Source organism: Pseudomonas frederiksbergensis (assembly GCF_000802155.2).
In the GTDB taxonomy this organism is placed as follows: Bacteria; Pseudomonadota; Gammaproteobacteria; order Pseudomonadales; family Pseudomonadaceae; genus Aquipseudomonas; species Aquipseudomonas frederiksbergensis_A.
The window spans coordinates 99,107-120,265 of record NZ_JQGJ02000015.1; the positions used below are offsets into that span (position 1 = coordinate 99,107).

Here is a 21,159-nt window from a genome sequence, read left to right on the forward strand (position 1 = left end):
GCTCGATGGGCCGCTATCGCGAGCAAGCTCGCACACAGGGGGAGCTGCGGTGCTTGGAAGGTGGTGCGGGGGCTTGCTCGCGATGAGATCTGTTCAATCGTCAGCAATTTTGGGAGCCGCCAATGCCTCCAGAGCAGCCTTGCGCTCATCAGCCGCCAACCGGCCGAGCTTCTCAACCGCAGTAAAAAACGCAACCCAATCCCCGCCCTCACGCTTGAACAACGCCGCAAACGCCGGTACCCATTGGTCATACAGGCCGAACGGCAGTAATCGGGCATTGTTCATTGGCGCATAGACCCACGCGTCATATCGCTTGTCACCAGCCCATTGCGTGTCGCGCATTCGTTGGTAGTCGGCGCGCAGGCGTTCGAATTCCTCGGCCTTGCGCTGGCGCATCTGCTCGGCGGGCAGAGGTTGGGTGTAGAGGGTTTCCAGGCGTTGGCGGGTATCGAGGATCAGTTGGATGAACTGGTCGCGCTGGCGCAACCGGTTGCCGTTGTCTGGCGCCAGCCCGCGATGGGCGCGCCATTGGCGGGTGCCTTCCTGTTCTACGAAGGTGGCGAAGGATTCGTTGAATGCCGTGTCGTCCTTTACGTAGACGCGCTGGTGCGCCAGTTCATGAAAGATCAGCGTCGCCAGGCGCTCGTCACCCCAGTGCAGCATCGAGCTCAGGATCGGGTCGTTGAACCAGCCCAGCGTCGAGTAGGCCTCTACGCCGCCGATCGACACATCCATGCCCTGCAATTGCTGCAACGCGGCCTCGCCTCGGGCGGCACCCTGGCTGTAATAGCCGCGATAGGCCACGCAACCGGCGATGGGAAAGCAATGGGTTTGCGGGGCCAGGGAGAATTCCGGGGTGGCGAAGACGTTCCAGACGACGAAGGGGCGGCCGATGTCCGCATACAGGCGATAACTTTTGTTATCGGGCAGGTGCAGTTGTTCGCTGGCGAACGCGCGGGCCTTGCGGGCCTGGGCCAGATGAGCGCGCAGTTTCGGATCGCGGGTGGGGTCGGCAATGACGCGGTCGATTGGCTCGCGGGCTTGCAGCAGTCGCACTTGTCCACTGGCGAGTTGGCCGTAATAAGCAACGCTGGTGCAACCGTTGAGTAACAAAAGCAGGAGGGCTGGAAACAAAATCCGCAAAACACGGTCGAGTAACCGATGGCGTGAACGCTGCCTGATCAATTTGGAATCACCCTGGGAAGTCTGCCCACAGACTATCTCGCTTGCCCGGAGCTTCGCTATGCGCGTGTTGATGCTGACAAGTGGCCTGTTGCTGCTGACTGGCTGTGCCGGTTTGCCTGATCCTGATCCCTCCCAAGCGTGGATTGACCTGGGAAACCAACAGGACACCGCGTTGCAAGCGCTGGAAGTCGATGACAAACAGTCCATCGACCGACGTTATTTCGAGGTTCAACCAGGTAGCCATGAGCTGACGGTGCGTTATCAGTTTGCCGTGGAGCCGGGCAACATCGGCCCGGATGCCGAGCCGCTGTGGCGTGATTGTCGGTTGAACGTGAAATTCAAGGATTTCAACGCGGGCCAGCGCTACCAATTGCAGGCTGGCAGCATCGGGTTCCGCCCATGGGCCAAGCTTTACGACCAGCAGCGCAAGGTCGTGGGTCAAGGCACGCCAGCCGGCTGCCAGCAAAGCTGATAAACGCTATGCTCAAGACCTGACTCCAGGATATTCACCATGCGCAAATACATGTTGTTGCTGGGCCTTGTCGCCATGAGCGGTTGTGCTTCGAGCCCGCTACCGCAAGTCGATCCGAACATGGCGTGGATCGACTTGGCCACGCCGATGCCGGGCGGCAAGCTGCTGATGGCCGAAAGCCTGGATGGTCAAAAATCCTCTGACGGACGATTTTTCCAGGTTTCACCGGGCAGCCATGAACTGAAGGTGCGCTTCGACTTCGAGGTTTTTGCCGGCGGTGGGCTGGGCATGCAGGGCGCTCCTCAGGAACGACTGTGCTACATGCTCATGCGTTACGACCATTTCGAGGCCGGCCAGCGTTATCGTTTGGAAGGGCGCAATCTAGCGTTTTCCGCCAGCGCCCGGCTCTATAACGCCAAGCGTGAAATCGTCGCAGAAGATCGACAAGTCAATTGCGTTCCGTAGCGCTGCCTAGCGGTCGTTCTTCTGATAGATGATTTTCTTGGTGCCGTAGTCGCAACTGCCCACCACCATGTTCTGGTCATGGACTTCGTCATTGGTGACGATTTCCAAGGTATAGGACGCCACGTTATTAGCCTGGATCTTCGCTTCGATTTCGGCTTTCAGTTCTTCGCAGGGCTTGGGTGCTGCGAGGGCCGTTGTGGTCAATGCGCAACCGATGACTGCCAGGGCCAAACGTTTCATGCTCGAATTCCTCAATACAGCGCGCACGCCTGTGCGCTGAAACTGCAGACCTGCATTCGATCATATTTGCTTTCGGGTAAATAGCTCGCGGATCAAGAAGATCGCAGCCTATGCGGGGCTGCGATCTTCTCGGTTGGTCAACTCACCAGGGTCGCGTCCAGGGTTATCTTGGCGTTGAGCACCTTGGAAACCGGGCAACCTTCCTTGGCCTTGTTGCTCAGTTCTTCGAATTGCGCCTGGGTGGCGCCGGGAATCCTGGCCTTCAGGATCAGCTTGATTGCGGTGATTGCGAAGCCGCCATCGACCTGGTCCAGGGTCACTTCGGCGTTGGTGTCGATGCTGTCGGCCTTGAGCCCGGCGTCGCCGAGGATCATCGAAAACGCCATGGAGAAGCAGCCCGCATGGGCCGCGCCGATCAATTCTTCAGGGTTGGTGCCCTTGCCGCCTTCAAAACGTGCCTTGAAACCATAGGGCGCTTCGCGCAACACGCCGGTTTCCGTGGAGATGGAGCCGATGCCGGTCTTCAGGTCACCTTCCCAGTGAGCCGATGCTTTCTTGACGATAGCCATATGTGCCTCCTCATGATCCGGCGCGAGGGTTCGCGCCTGGGTATTTTTCAGTGCCAGGATTGTGAGGATAGACCGGTGGATAAAGTTCACCCGGTCGATTAGTCGACCAATTTAGTAGGAAAATTCTTCGCTGCTATTGAAACTCGGGTATATGCCCACATTCATAGGATACACCTAGAGAAACGGCAGGCTTTCGCCCACAGCAAAGCGCCTACGCCGTTGGAGATGCCGGCCCATGAAACAGCTGTCCGAAGTTAAATTTTCAACCCTCGACCTTGTCCCTGTCCGCGCTGACGGCAACGCCGCCCAATCCTTGCGCAACTCGTTGGATTTGGCGCAGCACGTGGAAAAGTACGGCTACACCCGTTTCTGGGTGGCGGAACACCACAACATGGACGGCATCGCCAGTTCGGCGACAGCGGTGTTGCTGGGCTACCTAGCGGGGGGCACGTCGAGCATCCGCGTCGGCTCCGGCGGGGTGATGCTGCCGAACCATGCGCCGTTGGTGATCGCCGAACAGTTCGGCACGCTGGAAAGTCTGTTTCCGGGTCGGATTGACCTGGGGTTGGGGCGAGCGCCTGGTTCCGACCAGATGACGGCCCGTGCATTGCGCCGTGAGCGCTCCGGCAGCGCCGATGATTTCCCCGATGACGTGGCCGAACTGATGCGCTATCTCGGGCCGCGTACGCCGGACCAACGCATCATCGCCATGCCAGGCACGGGCACCAACGTACCGGTGTGGCTGTTGGGTTCGAGCCTGTTCAGTGCGCAGTTGGCCGGGGAGCGCGGTTTGCCCTACGCGTTCGCCTCCCATTTCGCACCGCGGTTCATGCACGAGGCGATCCGTGTTTATCGCAACCACTTCCAGCCTTCAGCCGTACTCGACAAGCCCTACGTGATGCTCGGCGTCCCTTTGGTGGCGGCGGACACGGATGAGCAGGCCGATTACCTGGCGACTTCGGTGTACCAGCGTATCCTGGCGTTGATGCGCGGCCAGAGCCTGGTGCAGCGCCCGCCGGTCGACACCATGAATGGTCTATGGCTGCCCCATGAGAAGGAAGCGGTAGGTGATTTCCTTGGCTTGGCAATGATCGGTGGCCCGCAGAAAATCCGCGCCAAGCTCGAAGTGTTGATCGAGCAGACTCAGGCCGATGAGTTGATTTTCACCAGCGATTTGTACGAACACGCCGACCGCTTGCACTCTTATGAACTGCTGGCGCAGGTGATGAAAGGCTGAATCGCGGCCAATAAAAAAGCCGACGCAATGCGTCGGCTTTGATCTGAACGCGTTATCAGCCGCGGTTGTAGACGATTTCTTTCGAACCGCCCTCGCAGGTGCCGACAACTTCTCCGCCAGCCGCTGCGCCTTTATCGACAATCTCCAGCGAATAACCCGAAGCACCTTTTGCGTCGATCTTCGCTGCGATTTCGCTTTTCAGCTCCTCGCACGGCTTGCCGGCCGCAAACGCCGTACCCGCAAGGCTCAGCAAACCCAGGGCCACCATCAATTTCTTCATCGCTCGCACTCCTTGGTCGGATCAAATAGGGAGGTTTCGTATAGACGTGATGCGCCAGCCATAGCGCATCGCCATTCCCTATGGCACTCCGCCAGCGTGCAAGTTCAAAGCACTCAGCTATTGGCGATTCGGAATCCGACCTTGATGGTCACCTGAAAGTGCGCGGCCCGGCCATTTTCGATATGGCCGCGGGTTTCCGTGACTTCGAACCATTCCAGGTGCTTGAGGCTTTTGCTGGCCTCGGCCAGGGCGTTGTTGATGGCGTCTTCAATGCTGGTGGGAGACGAACCGACCAGCTCGACTTTCTTGTATGTGTGGTGATCACTCATGACGTTCTCCTTGGTGTCTTTAACAGCCTAGCAGCGATTTTTCGCCTTACATGTGGCGCCGTCTACGCTTGGAAAGTTCAGATTTACTGCACTTTCCCAAACGGCCGCAGTCCCAATCCACACACGCTACTCAACCACTGCAGGAGAGAGCCACCATGGCCAGCACTTCGTTACGCAAAGCCTCGTTGCAAAGCATGGAAGCGGAGATCGAGAGTCTGCTCAAGTCGTTGGAAAGCCTGAAGGACGACGCTTCGGACGAGTCGCGTAGGACCCTCAAGTCGCTCAAGGCAAATGCCGAAAATGCATTGAAGCATTCCCGGCATCTGCTCAGCGATGCGTATGAAGAGGTCAAGGTGAAAACCCGTGAAACCGGGATCGCCACGCGCGACTACGCTCAGGAACATCCTTGGACCACGGCCGGCGTCGCCGTCGGCGCGCTAGGTCTGCTGGCCGCTTACTTGCTGTGCAAGCGCGGCGACTAGTCCGATGGGTTCAGCTCATGCCTGAGCCATTGCGCCAATTGCCGGGCGCGCCCGTCCGCGGCGCGCTTGGGCAGCCATAACGCCAATCGTGCCGGGGTTTCACTGAAACCCCACGGCGCGACCAGGCGACCAGCACGCAGGTCCTCGGTCACCAAGGGCTCGGGGGCAATCGCCACGCCAAGCCCGGCCACAGCCGCCTCCAGTAAATAATACAAATGCTCGAAGCCTTGCCCGAACTTCAACGCCTGGGGCTCAAGGGCGTTTTGTTGCGCCCAGGTTGGCCAGGCCTGGGGGCGTGAGGTGGTGTGCAACAGCGGTTCGCCCAGCAGCGCGTTGGCGGGGGCATCGCGCAAACGGGTGAAGCCCCCAAAACGTGGGCTCATCACCGGCCCAATCCGCTCGCTGGCCAATTCGTACACTTGCATGTCGGCCGGCCACGGCGGCTCGGCGAATACCAGCAAGGCATCCAGCCCTGGACGCCTCGGGTCAAGATCGCCCTCACCGGCGGACAGGTGCAGGCGCAAGTCGGGCAGATCGGCATTGAGCCGGCCCAGGCGCGGAATGAACCAGCGCGCCAACAAGCTTCCCGAGCAGCCCAGCACGAACGGAGCGTCCGCTGTGCTTTGCGTCAGCTCCGCGCAAACGGTGCGCAGGCGCTCGAACGCGTCGGCGCTGGCGTCGCGCAATCGCAGTCCTGCATCTGTGAGTTTCAGGCCACGCCCGTCCTTGATGAACAGGCTGATCCCCAAGTGCTCCTCCAACACCTTGAGCTGGCGGCTGACGGCGCCATGGGTGACGTGCAGCTGTTCCGCCGCCTGGCTTACGCTGTTCAGGCGCGCGGTGGCCTCGAAGGCACGCAGGGCGTTTAGCGGAGGAAGGTCGTGGCGCATGGTATCTGTGAGTTTTCCTGACAGGTTGCGGCGATCTTATCGGTTTTCACGCAGGTATGTCAGGGGTAGAGTGACCTCATTGTCTTTCTACGCATTCGCCTGGAGCGCCCGATGACCCAGCCTACGACCCCCTTCAACCTGCGCAGCGGTCCCGATGCCAACGGCCTGTTTGGCGCGTTCGGCGGCCGTTATGTCGCGGAAACGCTGATGCCGCTGATCCTCGATCTGGCCCGTGAATACGAAGTGGCGAAGGAAGATCCTGCGTTCATCGAGGAATTGGCCTACTTCCAACGGGACTATGTCGGTCGTCCGAGCCCGCTTTATTTCGCCGAGCGCCTGACGGAATACTGCGGTGGCGCGAAGATCTACCTCAAGCGTGAAGAGCTGAATCACACCGGCGCGCACAAGATCAACAACTGCATCGGCCAGATCCTGCTGGCTCGGCGCATGGGCAAAAAACGCATCATCGCCGAGACCGGCGCCGGCATGCACGGCGTGGCCACTGCCACCGTGGCCGCTCGGTTCGGCCTGGACTGCGTGATCTACATGGGCACCACCGACATCGAGCGCCAGCAGGCCAACGTGTTTCGCATGAAACTGCTTGGCGCCGAAGTCATTCCGGTGGTGGCCGGGACCGGCACCCTCAAGGATGCGATGAACGAAGCGCTACGCGATTGGGTGACCAACGTCGATAGCACGTTCTACCTGATCGGCACCGTAGCTGGCCCGCACCCTTATCCAGCGATGGTCCGCGATTTCCAAGCCGTGATCGGCAAGGAAACCCGCGATCAGCTGCAAGCCCAGGAAGGCCGCCTGCCGGACAGCCTGGTGGCGTGCATCGGCGGTGGCTCCAATGCCATGGGCCTGTTCCATCCGTTCCTGGATGACAAGAGTGTCGAAATCATCGGCGTCGAAGCGGCGGGCTACGGCATCGAGACCGGCAAGCATGCGGCGAGCCTGAACGGCGGCGTCCCAGGCGTATTGCACGGTAACCGTACGTTCTTGTTGCAGGATGAAGACGGCCAGATCATTGACGCCCATTCGATCTCTGCCGGCCTCGATTACCCTGGCATCGGCCCGGAACACGCCTGGTTGCATGACATTGGCCGCGTCCAATACACCTCGGTTACCGATGCTGAGGCATTGGAAGCGTTCCATAAGTGCTGCCGCCTGGAAGGGATTATTCCTGCCTTGGAAAGTGCCCATGCCTTGGCCGAAGTGTTCAAGCGCGCGCCAAACCTGCCCAAGGATCACCTGATGGTGGTCAACCTGTCTGGTCGTGGCGATAAAGACATGCAAACCGTGATGCACCACATGGAACAGTCCCAGCAGGAGAAACACTGATGAGCCGCCTGCAAACCCGCTTTGCCGAACTCAAGCAACAGAACCGTGCCGCCTTGGTGACGTTTGTCACTGCCGGTGATCCGGATTACGACACGTCGCTGGCGATTCTCAAGGGCCTGCCTGCCGCCGGCGCCGATGTCATTGAGTTGGGCATGCCGTTTACTGATCCGATGGCCGACGGCCCGGCGATTCAGTTGGCGAACATCCGCGCCTTGGGCGCCCAGCAGAACCTGGCGAAAACCCTGCAGATGGTTCGTGAGTTCCGCAAGGAAAATACCGAGACGCCGCTGGTGCTGATGGGGTATTTCAATCCGATCCATCGTTATGGCGTGCAGCGTTTCATTGGCGAAGCGCTGGATAGCGGTGTTGATGGCCTGATCGTCGTGGACATGCCACCTGAGCACAACAGCGAACTGTGCGAGCCGGCCCAGGCTGCCGGACTGGATTTCATACGCCTGACAACGCCCACCACCGACGATGTGCGTTTGCCGACTGTGCTCAATGGCAGCTCAGGTTTTGTCTACTACGTATCGGTGGCGGGTGTGACCGGTGCCGGTGCCGCGACGCTGGAGCATGTGGAAGAAGCCGTGGCGCGCTTGCGTCGGCATACAGACCTGCCGATCAGCATTGGCTTCGGCATTCGTACGCCGGAGCAGGCTGCCGCCATCGCGCGGTTGGCCGACGGCGTGGTGGTCGGCTCGGCGTTGATCGACCATATCGCCAGCGCCGATACGGCGGAACAGGCGATCGATGGCGTGCTGAGCTTGTGCGCGGCCTTGGCCGATGGCGTACGTAAGGCGCGTCTTGGCTGATCGCTGATTCGACTCGCAGCAATGCAAAAGGGGGTTCGGAACCAGGTTCCGAACCCCTTTTTGTTGTTGCTTCAAAGTAACGGTCAGGGCAATTCCAGCCCGCCTCCGGCCTTGTGCAGTTTGCGCAGATGTTCGCCGATTTGCTTCACATTGGCTTCGCTCGCCGCAATTTCAGCTGCGCGGCTCGGCTCAAGTAATGCCCTGACTTCCTTATCCAAGTCGCCGGTCAGCGTTTGAAGCTGTTTCTGGCGCAGGCTGCTTTGCGACTCCAATCGCTGCCATTCGCTGGGTTGTGGCAATCCGTAGCCGCTGCTGCCCAGTAGTTCGGCCGGACGGCTCAAGAAGCCGCTGTTGACGAGGATCTGTTGTAACGTCGCGTTAGCTCGCTCCATGCCGCCGTTCTGAAGCTCACGGGCACCGAGATAACGCTGCTTCACTTCATCCTGGGCCAGCAGCAATTGCCGGCGGAAACTGGCTTGCTCCAATAACAGCAGTGCCGCACTGGTGCGCAGGTCGGCCTGTTCGAACCAGCCGCGGCGTTCGGCGGCGTCCGTCGCCAGCCAGTCTTCGACGGTTTGTTGTGGGATCGGCAGGCTTTTTCTCAGCACGTCGAACATGGCCTGGTAGCGTTCGCGGAATGAGTCGAAGCGGTACCCCAGGCGCAGGGCCTCCTTGGGGTCGTCCAGCACGCTGGTATCGGCCAGGCCACGGCCCTTTAGCACTTCCAGCAGGCCGTTGGGCATTATGCTGTCCAGGCCCTTGAGCTGTTCGTTGTTACTGCCGCTGCGCAACAGCTTCAAGCTTTCCACCGCGCAATTATTGGACAGGAAGTAATAGTTGCCGTCATAGCTCCAATGCATTTCGGCGGCATGTTCGACGGTTTCTTCGATCTCGGTGCGCGACAGGTTCAGCGGTACGGAGGCCAGGCTGCGCAATTCGGTCTTGGTGTATTCGTCGATGACCTGGGCGAGCGGCAGCACGAACAGGCGGGACGGATATTTGCCCACCAGACCGTCCCAACTCGATAGCTGTACGTCGCCGACGAAGGCGCGGTACGACAGCACCAGGTGCTGGTCCAGGTCCAGCCGACAGTCGGGTCCACGTGGCCGGCCCGGTGCGCAGATCACCAGGCGAAGCATGCTATGGCCCCAACGGCTTACCCAGTTCTGGTTGGCTTCGGCCAAAAGGTAATCGATGGCGTATACGCGTTCCGGATCGACCTTGCCCAGTGGCGTCTTGGCAAAGTCGTTGCCGGCATTGAGAAAGGCGAACGAGGTGGCGCAAGTGTCTTTGGCAGCGGGCGCCCAGCCGAATTGCTCACGGTAATAGCGATACAGCGCGGGCCGGCGACAGGCGTAGCTCGGGTCCAGGAGGAAATACTCCATGTTGACCGCGACGAACTCCTTGGGGCTGCTCGTCTCGTAGAGGTCCGGGCTGCGGGCAACCTGGCGGTTGTGCTGCTCTCGTTCACCGCGACGGCCGACATATTGCGGCCAGCCAGCGAGATCGAGCAGGCGCGGATCATCACTGAGCGTGAAACGACGGTCGTTCTGGCCCCGGCAATCATCTGGCAGGCCGATCAACCCGGCGCTGCTGTTACGTCGAGTACAGCGTTGGATCAGCGCACGTTCAGCATTTGGCCAGAGGCGTGAGCGGTCATAGATGTGGGTCAGTTCGTGTAGGACGGTCGCGAGCATTTCCCGGCGCACCGTACCGTGGGGGCGCAAGGTCTTTTGCTTGGCGGCGCTGCCATCGGTGAGGCTGTCCAGCAGGTTCCGGTTGAGGTCCAGCTGTGAGACCAGTGAGGCCTGGCCGTAGGCGTTGGCAGGCATCTGGTCGGTCCAGCCGACATCGATGCGCCGGTCGAGTCGCTCGATGAAACGTGGTGGCAATGCCTGCATGGCTTCATCGAGCAATGCCTGGCTGGCCTGCTGTTGTGCCGGGCTCAAGCCGTCGCTGTTGAGATGTAGCTGGAGGCCGGCCTGGGCGGTGCTGCTCAGGAGCAGCACGACCCCGGCTGTCAGCCAGGCAGCGAGCCGCCTCACAATGCGAGGATAGCTTCGGCGAGAACCTGGTCACTGGCGTCGCGGGCTTCCGGTACGCGGGTACGCAATGTTTCGAAAGCCGCTTCGAGATGCGCACCACGAATCTCGCCATTGCTGGCGACGAAGCTGGCTGCGTCATCGTGGGCTTCGCGGACAATTTTCGAGTCACGAATGGATGTTGTGGTATCAGACGTGAAATCGATCGAACGCTGGGAGGCGCGAACGATGATGTTACTGGTGGCTACCAGGGTATGTGCCTGGGCCACATCGGCCAATACCAGCAGGCCAAGGGCGGCAGCAATCAGCGGGCTACGCATGGAACGACTCCGGAAAATTAAAGATAGCTATTGGACGAGAATTGCCTGTGCCAGTTCAAGGTCGCTGGCGTGAAGTTTCGGCTGGTTCCGGCGCAGGTAGTCCAGCGCCGACTCCAGTTGTGCCCCTCGCAATTGCCCATCACTGGCAATGAATGCGGCAGCGTCATCACGAGCGGCCGCGACCCGTTTATTGTCAAAGGGCGCGGAGGTCACCAGGCTCGTGGCGTAGCCGCTGGCTACCACCTGCTGGGTGAACACATCGAAGGCATGGGCCGGAACAGACCAGCAAAAAGTTGCGAGGAAAAAGGCGCTGTAGAGTTTTGAGTAAAAACGCATGGGACTCGACGGTGGTTGGCGAGCTTGAAGGCTAGCGCAAACCTGCGGGCCAGAGCCAGTGCTGAAACATCGGTACACGCTTGTGTGCCCGATGTTTCATGTTGCATCAAATTACCAGGATGGCCTGGGCCAGCTGCGCATCGGTGGCGTTGAGTTGCGGGGCTTGCTGGCGGATGTAATCCAGCGCGCTCTCCAGCTTCACGCCACGGATGGCGCCTTCGCTGGCCACGAAGCTGGCGGCGTCGTCACGTGCGGCTTGGACGATTTTATTGTCGCGCAGTGATGAGGTTGCGTCGGAGGTTACATCGGACGTGGCCTTGAGTGCGCCGACGATGGAATCAGTGGTCACGATAAAGCTGCTGGCGTTCGAATGGGCGGCCACGGCGAACAGTGCAACCGCGCTGAGCAGGCGAAGACGGGACATGATGGAACTCCTTGGATGATGTGATAGCGGTGCGTGTAGCTGGAAGAGGAGACGCGTGCTCGACTCGCTTCGCCACGTTTGCATCAATAGTAGGACAGATCGGGTTTGCTTACAGCTCTGCTGAGCGTGCCTGAGAAACTGTACTGGTAATACTTGAGGGATATCGTAACTGTTATTGTTCGGCAAGTTTGATGAAATCGAGCCCGAAACGACAAGACCCGTCGCGGTTTCCCGCGACGGGTCTTGTTTTTGCAATTCGGTGCTGGCGGTGGACCCGGTGGGTCAGGGCCAGCGACGCTGAGTTAGCGCCAGAACGGCTTGCTCAGCTCTTCGTAGCGCTGTGCTTCGCTGATACCGGCGTCTGCCAGCAGGCGCGAATCCAGACGAGCCAGTTGATGGCGGCTGGCGATGCGGCGCTGCCACAGCATCAGGTTAGCGATAACGCGAAGAGGCAGGGAAGCCTGGTTTTTTTCAGCTTTGTCTTCGAAAAACAGCTCGGAACTGAGTGTACGTTCCATGGTTGACATCCTTCCGCTTGTGGCGGGATTAGGTAGTGGTTTAACTGGTGCCCATGATCCTCCCGTTTGGCCAGAGTCAGTAGATACAGTTCATCTGTATTGTGAGAGACCAGTTAACTGTTAAAGGGCGGTGTACTGGTCGATATTGATGCAACTGTACCTGTCGGCACTGATTTGGTGCATTTATTGATGGAGTGATGCTTTAGGTAGGAAAAGGCTGTAGGAAAACACCGGTACAGCAGTACAGTTTTTGTCAATTATCAATCCTGACGCCCGGCTTCCCAAAACTGTATTTGCTGTAACGGTGATCCAGCTGTATCAAACCGCGAGCATGCGCCCGGTTGCTTCCAGGTTCATGTGCCAGCTGAGTGCGTCGCGCAGGATATGCGGGGTATGCCCTCCTAAGGTACACGCCGCTTCGAAGTATTCGTTCAGCGCTTGGCGATAAGACGGATGTACGCAGTTGTCGATGATGACTCGCGCCCGCTCTCGTGGCGCCAGACCCCGCAAATCAGCCAGGCCAATCTCGGTCACCAGAATGTCGACATCATGCTCGGTATGGTCCACATGGCTGACCATTGGCACGACGCTGGAAATCGCGCCGCCCTTGGCGATGGATTTGGTGACGAAAACAGCCAGGTGTGCGTTCCGGGCGAAATCCCCCGAACCACCGATGCCATTCATCATTCGCGTGCCACATACATGGGTCGAGTTGACATTGCCGTACAGGTCGAACTCCAGCGCCGTGTTGATGCCGATGATGCCCAGGCGTCGCACCACCTCGGGATGGTTGGAGATCTCCTGCGGACGCAGGACCAATTTGTCCTTGTATTTCGCCAGATTCCCAAAGACATCACTGTTGCGCCGAGCCGACAAGGTTATGGAGCTTCCGGAAGCGAAACTTAGCTTGCCGGCATCGATGAGGTCGAAGGTGGAGTCCTGCAACACCTCGGAATACATCGTCAGCTCTTCGAACGGGGAATCGATCAATCCGCACATCACCGCGTTGGCAATGTTGCCGATGCCGGCCTGCAGGGGGCCAAGCTTGTTGGTCATGCGCCCAGCGGCGACTTCTTGCTTGAAGAAACTGATCAGGTGGTCGGCAATGGCCTGGGTGTCTTCGTCGGGCGGCAAGACCGTGGAAGGCGAGTCTGCCTGTTGGGTGATGACAATGGCGGCGATCTTTTCCGGCGGGATCGGGATGGCCGTGCTGCCGATTCGGTCGTCAACCTTCACCAAGGGGATCGGCAGCCGAGTCGGGCGGTAGCTCGGTATATAAATGTCGTGCAACCCTTCCAGGTCCGGGTTGTGGGCCAGGTTGATCTCGACAATCACTTGCTTGGCAAAAATTGCAAAACTGGCGGAGTTTCCCACCGACGTGGTCGGCACGATATGACCTTGCTCGGTAATCGCTACTGCTTCGATCACGGCAATATCCGGTAGCTTGAGCTGGGCGTTACGCATCTGTTCGACGGTTTCCGAAAGATGCTGGTCGATGAACATCACTTCGCCTGCGTTAATAGCCTTGCGCAGGGTGCTGTCCACTTGGAAGGGCATGCGTCGTGCCAGTACGCCGGCTTCCGTAAGTTGTTTGTCCAAATCGTTGCCCAGGCTTGCTCCGGTCATGAGGCTGATTTTCAGCGGCGTGACCTTGGCGCGCTCGGCCAGCGCGTGCGGCACGGCCTTGGCTTCTCCGGCACGGGTGAAACCGCTCATGCCGACGGTCATGCCGTCTTCAATCAACAAGGCTGCTTCGGCAGCGCTCATCACTTTGTTCAACAACGAAGGCAGGCGGATGCGATCACGATACATGGATGGTTATCTCGGGCTGGAAGCAGGATGCGCAGTCTAGAGAATTCGCGCTGAGCCCGACCCGCTACAAAAGTCGCATTTAAGGCGTCTATTACGGGCGTTTCAGGCAAAACATTGTTACCGGATCGGTAACTTTTCGCCTTGATACAAATCAAAACGCCCCGAAAAGTCGGGGCGTTTTGATGAATTGCTGAAGCTTATTCCACGGCTTTGACCATGTCTTCAATGACTTTCTTGGCGTCACCGAACACCATCATGGTCTTGTCGAGGTAGAACAGTTCGTTGTCCAGGCCGGCATAGCCGCTGGCCATCGAGCGCTTGTTGACGATGATGGTCTTGGCCTTGAAGGCTTCGAGGATCGGCATGCCGGCAATCGGCGACTTCGGATCGTTCTTCGCCGCCGGGTTGACCACGTCGTTGGCGCCGAGCACCAGTACCACGTCGGCCTGGCCAAACTCGGAGTTGATGTCTTCCATCTCGAACACCTGGTCGTAAGGCACTTCGGCCTCGGCCAGCAGGACGTTCATGTGCCCGGGCATGCGACCGGCCACCGGGTGGATCGCGTATTTAACGGTCACACCATGGTGAGTCAGCTTCTCGGTCAGCTCTTTCAGCGCGTGCTGCGCCCGCGCTACCGCCAGCCCGTAGCCCGGCACGATGATCACCGTGTCGGCGTTGGTCAGCAGGAAGGTCGCGTCGTCGGCCGAACCGGACTTCACCGGACGGGCTTCTTTCGAGCCTGCCGGGCCAGCCGCATCTGGCGCGTTGCCGAAACCGCCGAGCAGCACGTTGAAGAACGAACGGTTCATCGCCTTGCACATGATGTACGAGAGGATTGCACCGCTCGAACCTACCAGCGAACCGGCGATGATCAGCATCGAGTTGTTCAGCGAGAAGCCGATACCCGCCGCAGCCCAACCGGAATAACTGTTGAGCATCGACACCACCACCGGCATGTCCGCGCCGCCGATCGGGATGATGATCAGCACACCCAGGACAAACGCCAGGGCCAGCATCAAGGCGAACGCGCCGAGGTTGCCGGTGAACATGAAGGCCAGGCCCAGGCCCAGCGTCGCCAGGCCCAGGATCAGGTTGAGCTTGTGCTGGCCGCCAAACTGTACCGGTGCGCCCTGGAATAGGCGGAACTTGTACTTGCCCGAGAGCTTGCCGAAAGCGATCACCGAACCGGAGAAGGTAATTGCACCAATGGCGGCGCCGAGGAACAGTTCCAGGCGGTTACCGGCCGGAATCGAATCCCCCAGTTGTTTGACGATTCCCAGGGACTGCGGCTCGACTACGGCGGCGATGGCAATGAACACCGCGGCCAGGCCGATCATGCTGTGCATGAACGCCACCAGCTCCGGCATCTTGGTCATCTCGACGCGCTTGGCCATGATCGAGCCAGCGGTACCGCCGACCAGCAGGCCCACGATGACGTAGCCGATGCCGGCGGTTGCCAGCTCTGCCCCCAATTTGTAGATAAGTCCGACGGTGGTAAGCACCGCCAGCGCCATGCCGAGCATGCCGAAAAGGTTGCCGCGGCGGGATGTGGTGGGGTGCGACAGGCCTTTGAGGGCCTGGATGAAGCAGACGGACGCGATCAGGTAGAGCGTCGTTACCAGGTTCATGCTCATTACTTGGGCGCCTCTTCTTTTACGGCTTTCGGGGCTTTTTTCTTGAACATCTCAAGCATGCGGCGCGTCACCAGGAAGCCACCGAATACGTTGACCGCGGCCAGGGCCACGGCGAGGGTGCCCATGGTCTTGCCCAGCGGCGTTACGGTCAGGGCAGCGGCGAGCATCGCGCCGACGATCACGATCGCTGAAATGGCGTTGGTCACCGCCATCAACGGTGTGTGCAGCGCTGGCGTCACGTTCCAGACCACGTGGTAGCCGACATAAATCGCCAGCACAAAGATGATCAGGTTGTAGATACCGGGGGAGATAAGCTCTTCCATTGTCTGAATCCCTGCTTAGGCGTTTTTGCGGATGACTTGGCCGTCGCGGCACATCAGGCACGCGGCGACGATGTCGTCTTCCAGGTTCACGTCGAACTGACCTTCCTTGGTGAAGACCAGCTTCAGGAAGTCCAGCAGGTTACGGGCGTACAGCGCCGAAGCATCGGCCGCGACTTCACCGGCCAGGTTGGTGGGGCCGACGATGGTGACGCCGTTCTCGACAACCACCTGATCGGCCACGGTCAACGGGCAATTGCCACCCTGGGCTGCCGCGAGGTCGATGACCACGGAGCCGGGTTTCATCTGCGCGACGGTTTCGGCGCTTAGCAGCGTCGGTGCCTTGCGGCCCGGAATCAACGCGGTGGTGATGACAATGTCCGCCTGCTTGGCGCGCTCATGCACGGCTTGGGCCTGGCGCTGCATCCAGCTGGCAGGCATGGGCCGGGCATAACCGCCGACGCCGACCGCGCATTCACGCTCTTCGTCGGTCTCGTAAGGCACGTCGACGAACTTGGCCCCGAGGGATTCGATTTGTTCCTTCACCGCCGGGCGCACATCCGAAGCCTCGATCACGGCGCCCAGGCGCTTGGCCGTGGCAATCGCCTGAAGTCCGGCCACGCCGGCGCCGAGAATCAACACGCGCGCCGCTTTCACGGTGCCCGCAGCGGTCATCAGCATCGGCATGAAGCGCGGATAGTAGTGAGCGGCCAGCAGAACGGCCTTGTAGCCGGCGATATTCGCTTGAGACGACAGCACATCCAGGCTCTGGGCACGGGAGGTGCGTGGCGCGGCCTCGAGGGCGAAAGCGGTTATGCCGCGTTCAGCCAGCTTGGCGATGGTTTCGTTGTTGAACGGATTGAGCATGCCCACCAGAACGGTGCCGCTCTTGATCAGCGACAGTTCGCTGTCGCTAGGGGCAACCACCTTGAGAATCAACTCAGCCCCAAACGCATCATTGGCATCGCCAATGGTTGCGCCGGCCGCTGCATAAGCACTATCGATCACGCTGGCCTTGGTGCCAGCGCCGCTCTGGACAGTGACTTTATGGCCTTGGCCGATGAGCTTCTTGATGGTTTCCGGGGTAGCAGCAACCCGTGTTTCACCCGGTTGGGTTTCGAGGGGAACACCAATGTGCACGTCAAATCTCCTGCGTGATCTTATTGAGTAAACCCAGGCACTTCGGATGGTGCGGCTGGGGCGGCCGATCAGCACGATCCCGCCAAACCAGGCGGGGCGCGGCATTTTGCAGGCGAAAATTCAGCCCTTCAAGGGATTATGACGTGTGACGAAAAATTAACTACAAGTCACCCTGTGACCGAATGTCGCAACCCCTGAGCCCAACTGGCCGTGGAGCCTTGTTTTTCAAGCAATACGCGTGCAATTATCATACTTTTCCATTGCTCCTGTGAATGAATAGTCATCCGTTGGGAAATATGGCTCAAGGCCACGTATCTAGGCGGTTGTGGGACGATTGTACCGAGTCCATAACAGTTTAGTTTTATGCGACATAAAGTTATATCTGTAGCGCTTATAATTAGCTGACTACGCGGTTAGGATTGTTATTTTCCCAGCTTATTCAAGGAGATAACCTTCTGCTTGATTGACCAGCCAGTCGCGAAATGCTCGGAGCGATGCAGATTCCACCTTTCGCTCCGGGATCATCAGGTAATAGGCCTTGATGCTCGATAAGGCATTGCGGTTCGCGATTACCAAGCGGCGCTCTGCCAATTCGCGCTGGATCAGGAAAGGCGGGATCAATGCGATTCCCATGTCATGCATGGCCGCTTGGGCGAGCATGGAGAATAGTTCATAGCGCGGGCCTGTCAGGTCTCGTGCGACGTTTAGATGCTGAGAGCTGAACCACTGGCGCCACGCGTAGGGGCGGGTGGTCTGCTGAAGCAACGGCAATTCAGCGATGGCGTCCGGTGTCAGTGCGTTCCGACTGCCCAGCAATGCGGGGCTGCACACCGGCATCGGATTTTCGCCCATCAATTTGTGGGATTCGGTACCGGACCAATCGGCGTCGCCGAAATAGATCGCCGCATCAAAGTCGGTGTCGGCAAAGAGGAAGGGGCGTGTTCGGTTGGTAAGGTTGACCGTGACTTCGGGATGCCGCTTCTGAAAGTCCTTCAAGCGTGGCAACAACCACTGGGTGCCGAACGTCGGGACCACGGCCAGTTCGATTACGTTTGCGCCGGTATGGCCCATGACTGAAAGGGTGTCGCGCTCGACCGCGTCCAGCTGCGTGGCAATCCTGCGACTATAAGAAAGGCCTGCTTCGGTCAGCTTTACGCCGCGTCTTGAGCGTCGAAACAGTTCCACACTCAAGAATTCTTCCAGGCTCGCGATCTGGCGGCAGATCGCTCCCTGGGTGAGCGAAAGCTCCTGCGCGGCCTTGGTAAAGCTTTCGTGGCGGGCCGCGGCCTCGAAACTGACCAGGGCGGCGGTGCTGGGAATCTTGCGGCGCATGTACGGCGACCTCACACATGAAGGGCGTAAACAGCCTTGTTGGCGTTTACGGAGTGAGAAATTAGCACAACAACATGCGGAATCCTCGTTTGCTCTCGTGGGAAACCGCGCCTAGGATCAATCCACGAATTTTCATCTCATTGGCGAGGTTACTCATGGCCGGTAAAGCGAGCTTCAATTGGATCGACCCACTGTTGCTGGACCAGCAGCTCACTGAAGAGGAGCGCATGATTCGCGACACTGCCGAACAGTTCGCTCAGCAGAAGCTTGCGCCTCGAGTCCTGGAAGCGTTCCGCCATGAAAAGACCGATCCAGCGATTTTCCGTGAAATGGGTGAGGTGGGTCTCCTGGGGGCAACCATTCCCGAGCAATATGGCGGCAGCGGATTGAACTACGTCAGCTACGGCCTGATTGCCAGGGAAGTGGAGCGCGTCGATTCCGGCTATCGCTCGATGATGAGTGTGCAGTCCTCACTGGTCATGGTGCCCATCAATGAATTCGGGACTGAGGCACAAAAACAGAAGTATCTACCGAAGCTGGCTTCGGGCGAGTGGATCGGCTGTTTTGGCTTGACTGAACCAAACCACGGTTCTGACCCGGGCGCGATGATTACCCGTGCGCGCAAAGTGGAAGGCGGCTACAGCCTGACGGGAAGCAAGATGTGGATCACCAACAGCCCAATCGCTGACGTGTTTGTCGTTTGGGGTAAAGACGACGCTGGCGATATTCGCGGCTTCGTCCTGGAAAAAGGTTGGAAGGGCCTGAGTGCGCCGGCTATTCATGGCAAGGTCGGCCTGCGTGCGTCGATTACGGGCGAAATCGTCATGGACAACGTGTTCGTTCCAGAAGAGAACATTTTTCCAGACGTGCGTGGGCTCAAGGGGCCGTTTACTTGTCTGAACTCGGCGCGCTATGGCATCTCCTGGGGCGCGTTGGGGGCTGCTGAGTTTTGCTGGCACACCGCTCGCCAATACACGCTGGATCGGCAGCAATTCGGACGCCCGCTGGCGGCGAATCAATTGATCCAGAAGAAGCTGGCCGACATGCAGACTGAAATCACTCTCGCGCTGCAAGGCTGCTTGCGCCTGGGGCGCATGAAGGATGAAGGCTCGGCGGCGGTGGAAATTACCTCGATCATGAAGCGCAATTCCTGCGGCAAGTCCTTGGATATCGCGCGTATGGCGCGTGACATGTTGGGTGGCAATGGTATTTCCGACGAGTTCGGCATTGCTCGTCACCTGGTGAACCTGGAGGTGGTGAACACCTACGAAGGCACCCATGACGTCCATGCGCTGATCCTGGGGCGCGCGCAAACCGGTATTCAGGCGTTCTATTAATAGGAGAACGGCGATGGGCGCGCTTTCGCATCTGCGGGTATTGGATTTATCCAGGGTCCTGGCTGGGCCTTGGGCTGGACAGATCCTGGCGGACCTGGGGGCAGATGTCATCAAGGTCGAGCGTCCCGGCAACGGTGACGATACGCGTGCGTGGGGGCCGCCCTTCCTGAAAGATGCCTATGGCGAGAACACGACCGAGGCGGCTTATTACCTGTCGGCCAATCGCAACAAGCAATCGGTCACTATCGATTTCACTCGTCCCGAGGGGCAGAAGCTGGTTCGGGAGCTGGCGGCGAAGTCCGACATCCTGATCGAAAACTTCAAGGTGGGTGGGCTCGCTGCATACGGTCTGGATTACGACTCCTTAAAGGCTATCAACCCGCAGTTGATCTATTGCTCGATCACCGGTTTCGGGCAGACGGGGCCGTACGCCAAGCGCGCAGGGTATGACTTCATGATCCAAGGGCTGGGAGGCTTGATGAGCCTTACCGGTCGACCGGAAGGAGAGGAGGGCGCTGGGCCGGTCAAAGTCGGAGTTGCGCTGACCGATATCCTGACCGGCCTGTATTCAACCGCTGCCATCCTCGCGGCATTGGCTCATCGCGATCATGCCGGCGGCGGGCAGCATATCGATATGGCTTTACTGGATGTCCAGGTGGCCTGTCTGGCCAACCAGGCGATGAACTATTTGACCACTGGCAAGGCGCCGAAGCGCTTGGGAAATGCGCATCCGAATATCGTGCCCTATCAGGATTTTCCTACGGCTGATGGTGACTTCATTCTTACGGTGGGCAACGACGGTCAGTTCCGAAAATTCGCCGAGGTGGCCGGTCAGCCGCAATGGGCAGATGATCCTCGATTCGCGACAAACAAAATGAGGGTTGCAAACCGGGCGGCCTTGATCCCATTGATACGCCAGGCGACGGTATTCAAGACGACAGCCGAGTGGGTGGTTCAGCTGGAGCAGGCCGGAGTGCCGTGCGGCCCTATCAATGATTTGGCCCAGACGTTTGCGGATCCTCAGGTGCAGGCTCGTGGATTGGCAATCGAGTTGCCCCACGCGTTGGCCGGTACGGTGCCTCAGGTAGCCAGTCCTATTCGCTTATCCAATACGCCGATCGAATACAGAAATGCACCTCCTTTATTGGGGGAGCACACAATGGAGGTGCTGCAGCGGGTGTTGGGGTTGGACAGTGCGGCGGTAGCGACCCTGCGTGATTCTGGCGTCCTATAGATTCCCTTCTATATAGGAGGCGCGATTTGCGCTCGTTTGGTATCTGATTGAAAGAAAACGAAATAAAGGGTTGACGGCAAATTCTGGATGTCTATAATTCGCCCCACTTCCGGCGCAGTCGAAACGGAAAACTCCTTGAGTTTCAATGAGTTAGATGGTTTCGGCAAGCCAGGCGCTCCAGTTCATCGAAGCGCTGAAGGAGTTGATAGAGCGGTGTTGTTTGGCTCTATCGGCGGTTCGATCTTCTCGGTCGAAAGCGGTAAAAAAGAGGTGTTGACAGCAGCGAACAACGCTGTAGAATTCGCCTCCCGCTAACGAGAGATCGAAAGCGCAAGTGGTTGAAGTTGTTAAGGATTTCCAAGCGAAACTTTGAAAACTTCTTAAAATAACCGCTTGACAGATACG

Annotated in this window: 24 protein-coding genes and 1 pseudogene; 8 read left to right on the forward strand and 17 right to left on the reverse strand. The window is 59.0% G+C overall.

Annotated elements, in window-relative coordinates:
• Positions 1–93: 93 nt before the first annotated feature.
• Positions 94–1,185: an aminopeptidase gene (locus JZ00_RS22740; protein ID WP_039593387.1), complete on the reverse strand. Its 1,092-nt coding sequence runs from the start codon at positions 1,183–1,185 to the stop codon at positions 94–96.
• 58 nt (positions 1,186–1,243) lie between these two features.
• Between JZ00_RS22740 and JZ00_RS22745 the strand changes: the two genes are divergently transcribed.
• Both JZ00_RS22745 and JZ00_RS22750 read left to right on the forward strand, forming a co-directional pair.
• Positions 1,244–1,657 carry a PA0061/PA0062 family lipoprotein gene (locus JZ00_RS22745; RefSeq protein WP_039593386.1) on the forward strand — a complete coding sequence of 138 codons (414 nt, stop codon included), beginning with the start codon at positions 1,244–1,246 and terminating at the stop codon, positions 1,655–1,657.
• A 39-nt stretch (positions 1,658–1,696) separates the two neighbouring features.
• Positions 1,697–2,122 carry a PA0061/PA0062 family lipoprotein gene (locus tag JZ00_RS22750; protein ID WP_039593385.1) on the forward strand — a complete coding sequence of 142 codons (426 nt, stop codon included), beginning with the start codon at positions 1,697–1,699 and terminating at the stop codon, positions 2,120–2,122.
• Between the two features lie 6 nt (positions 2,123–2,128).
• On the opposite strand, the gene JZ00_RS22755 is transcribed toward JZ00_RS22750, so the two are convergent.
• Both JZ00_RS22755 and JZ00_RS22760 read right to left on the reverse strand, forming a co-directional pair.
• Complete coding sequence (locus JZ00_RS22755; protein WP_039593384.1) at positions 2,129–2,362, reverse strand: DUF1161 domain-containing protein; 234 nt, start codon at positions 2,360–2,362, stop codon at positions 2,129–2,131.
• Between the two features lie 137 nt (positions 2,363–2,499).
• Positions 2,500–2,931, reverse strand: a complete 432-nt coding sequence (locus tag JZ00_RS22760; RefSeq protein ID WP_039593383.1) for an OsmC family protein — start codon at positions 2,929–2,931, stop codon at positions 2,500–2,502.
• Positions 2,932–3,166: 235 nt separating this feature from the next.
• Here JZ00_RS22760 and JZ00_RS22765 point away from each other — a divergent pair, with 235 nt between their 5' ends.
• Positions 3,167–4,168 (forward strand): LLM class flavin-dependent oxidoreductase, encoded by a 1,002-nt coding sequence (locus JZ00_RS22765; RefSeq protein ID WP_039593382.1) that lies wholly within the window; start codon positions 3,167–3,169, stop codon positions 4,166–4,168.
• A 55-nt stretch (positions 4,169–4,223) separates the two neighbouring features.
• On the opposite strand, the gene JZ00_RS22770 is transcribed toward JZ00_RS22765, so the two are convergent.
• Positions 4,224–4,448 carry a DUF1161 domain-containing protein gene (locus JZ00_RS22770; RefSeq protein WP_039593381.1) on the reverse strand — a complete coding sequence of 75 codons (225 nt, stop codon included), beginning with the start codon at positions 4,446–4,448 and terminating at the stop codon, positions 4,224–4,226.
• A gap of 113 nt (positions 4,449–4,561) precedes the next feature.
• Positions 4,562–4,777, reverse strand: coding sequence for a dodecin (locus JZ00_RS22775; protein WP_003177209.1), 216 nt, complete (start codon positions 4,775–4,777; stop codon positions 4,562–4,564).
• A 155-nt stretch (positions 4,778–4,932) separates the two neighbouring features.
• Here JZ00_RS22775 and JZ00_RS22780 point away from each other — a divergent pair, with 155 nt between their 5' ends.
• Entirely contained in the window at positions 4,933–5,259 is a 327-nt protein-coding gene (locus JZ00_RS22780) for an ElaB/YgaM/YqjD family protein (protein WP_030139182.1), read from the forward strand.
• Here JZ00_RS22780 and JZ00_RS22785 read toward each other — a convergent pair.
• Positions 5,256–6,149, reverse strand: a complete 894-nt coding sequence (locus JZ00_RS22785; RefSeq protein WP_039593380.1) for a LysR family transcriptional regulator — start codon at positions 6,147–6,149, stop codon at positions 5,256–5,258. The genes JZ00_RS22780 and JZ00_RS22785 overlap by 4 nt on opposite strands.
• A gap of 111 nt (positions 6,150–6,260) precedes the next feature.
• Here JZ00_RS22785 and trpB point away from each other — a divergent pair, with 111 nt between their 5' ends.
• Both trpB and trpA read left to right on the forward strand, forming a co-directional pair.
• Positions 6,261–7,493: a tryptophan synthase subunit beta gene (gene trpB, locus JZ00_RS22790; RefSeq protein ID WP_039593379.1), complete on the forward strand. Its 1,233-nt coding sequence runs from the start codon at positions 6,261–6,263 to the stop codon at positions 7,491–7,493.
• Positions 7,493–8,305 (forward strand): tryptophan synthase subunit alpha, encoded by an 813-nt coding sequence (trpA, locus tag JZ00_RS22795; protein WP_039593378.1) that lies wholly within the window; start codon positions 7,493–7,495, stop codon positions 8,303–8,305. The genes trpB and trpA overlap by 1 nt, the downstream gene beginning before the upstream one ends.
• 83 nt (positions 8,306–8,388) lie before the next feature.
• On the opposite strand, the gene JZ00_RS22800 is transcribed toward trpA, so the two are convergent.
• From JZ00_RS22800 to JZ00_RS22845, 10 genes are all read right to left on the reverse strand, one after another.
• Entirely contained in the window at positions 8,389–10,350 is a 1,962-nt protein-coding gene (locus JZ00_RS22800; protein WP_039593377.1) for a DUF7844 domain-containing protein, read from the reverse strand.
• Positions 10,347–10,667 (reverse strand): DUF2388 domain-containing protein, encoded by a 321-nt coding sequence (locus tag JZ00_RS22805; RefSeq protein WP_039593376.1) that lies wholly within the window; start codon positions 10,665–10,667, stop codon positions 10,347–10,349. Before JZ00_RS22805 ends, JZ00_RS22800 begins: the two co-directional genes overlap by 4 nt.
• A gap of 27 nt (positions 10,668–10,694) precedes the next feature.
• Positions 10,695–11,003, reverse strand: a complete 309-nt coding sequence (locus tag JZ00_RS22810) for a DUF2388 domain-containing protein (RefSeq protein WP_039593375.1) — start codon at positions 11,001–11,003, stop codon at positions 10,695–10,697.
• Between the two features lie 106 nt (positions 11,004–11,109).
• A complete protein-coding gene (locus tag JZ00_RS22815; RefSeq protein ID WP_039593374.1) occupies positions 11,110–11,427 on the reverse strand; it encodes a DUF2388 domain-containing protein in 318 nt (105 codons plus the stop codon).
• Positions 11,428–11,729: 302 nt separating this feature from the next.
• A complete protein-coding gene (locus JZ00_RS22820; protein ID WP_003187014.1) occupies positions 11,730–11,945 on the reverse strand; it encodes a DUF1127 domain-containing protein in 216 nt (71 codons plus the stop codon).
• 318 nt (positions 11,946–12,263) lie between these two features.
• Positions 12,264–13,757, reverse strand: a complete 1,494-nt coding sequence (locus tag JZ00_RS22825; protein WP_039593373.1) for an acetyl-CoA hydrolase/transferase family protein — start codon at positions 13,755–13,757, stop codon at positions 12,264–12,266.
• A 197-nt stretch (positions 13,758–13,954) separates the two neighbouring features.
• Positions 13,955–15,391, reverse strand: a complete 1,437-nt coding sequence (locus JZ00_RS22830; protein ID WP_039593372.1) for an NAD(P)(+) transhydrogenase (Re/Si-specific) subunit beta — start codon at positions 15,389–15,391, stop codon at positions 13,955–13,957.
• Positions 15,391–15,714 carry an NAD(P) transhydrogenase subunit alpha part 2 gene (locus tag JZ00_RS22835; protein ID WP_003187010.1) on the reverse strand — a complete coding sequence of 108 codons (324 nt, stop codon included), beginning with the start codon at positions 15,712–15,714 and terminating at the stop codon, positions 15,391–15,393. Before JZ00_RS22835 ends, JZ00_RS22830 begins: the two co-directional genes overlap by 1 nt.
• A 15-nt stretch (positions 15,715–15,729) precedes the next feature.
• A complete protein-coding gene (locus JZ00_RS22840) occupies positions 15,730–16,851 on the reverse strand; it encodes a Re/Si-specific NAD(P)(+) transhydrogenase subunit alpha (RefSeq protein WP_039593371.1) in 1,122 nt (373 codons plus the stop codon).
• Between the two features lie 435 nt (positions 16,852–17,286).
• Positions 17,287–18,183 carry a LysR family transcriptional regulator gene (locus JZ00_RS22845; RefSeq protein WP_039593370.1) on the reverse strand — a complete coding sequence of 299 codons (897 nt, stop codon included), beginning with the start codon at positions 18,181–18,183 and terminating at the stop codon, positions 17,287–17,289.
• A gap of 155 nt (positions 18,184–18,338) precedes the next feature.
• On the opposite strand from JZ00_RS22845, the gene JZ00_RS22850 reads away from it, so the two are divergent.
• Positions 18,339–19,520, forward strand: a complete 1,182-nt coding sequence (locus tag JZ00_RS22850; protein WP_039593369.1) for an acyl-CoA dehydrogenase — start codon at positions 18,339–18,341, stop codon at positions 19,518–19,520.
• A 13-nt stretch (positions 19,521–19,533) separates the two neighbouring features.
• Positions 19,534–20,754, forward strand: coding sequence for a CaiB/BaiF CoA transferase family protein (locus tag JZ00_RS22855; RefSeq protein WP_039593368.1), 1,221 nt, complete (start codon positions 19,534–19,536; stop codon positions 20,752–20,754).
• A 150-nt stretch (positions 20,755–20,904) separates the two neighbouring features.
• On the opposite strand, the pseudogene JZ00_RS31600 reads toward JZ00_RS22855, so the two are convergent.
• Positions 20,905–21,159, reverse strand: a pseudogene (locus JZ00_RS31600) (hypothetical protein); the annotation flags it as partial.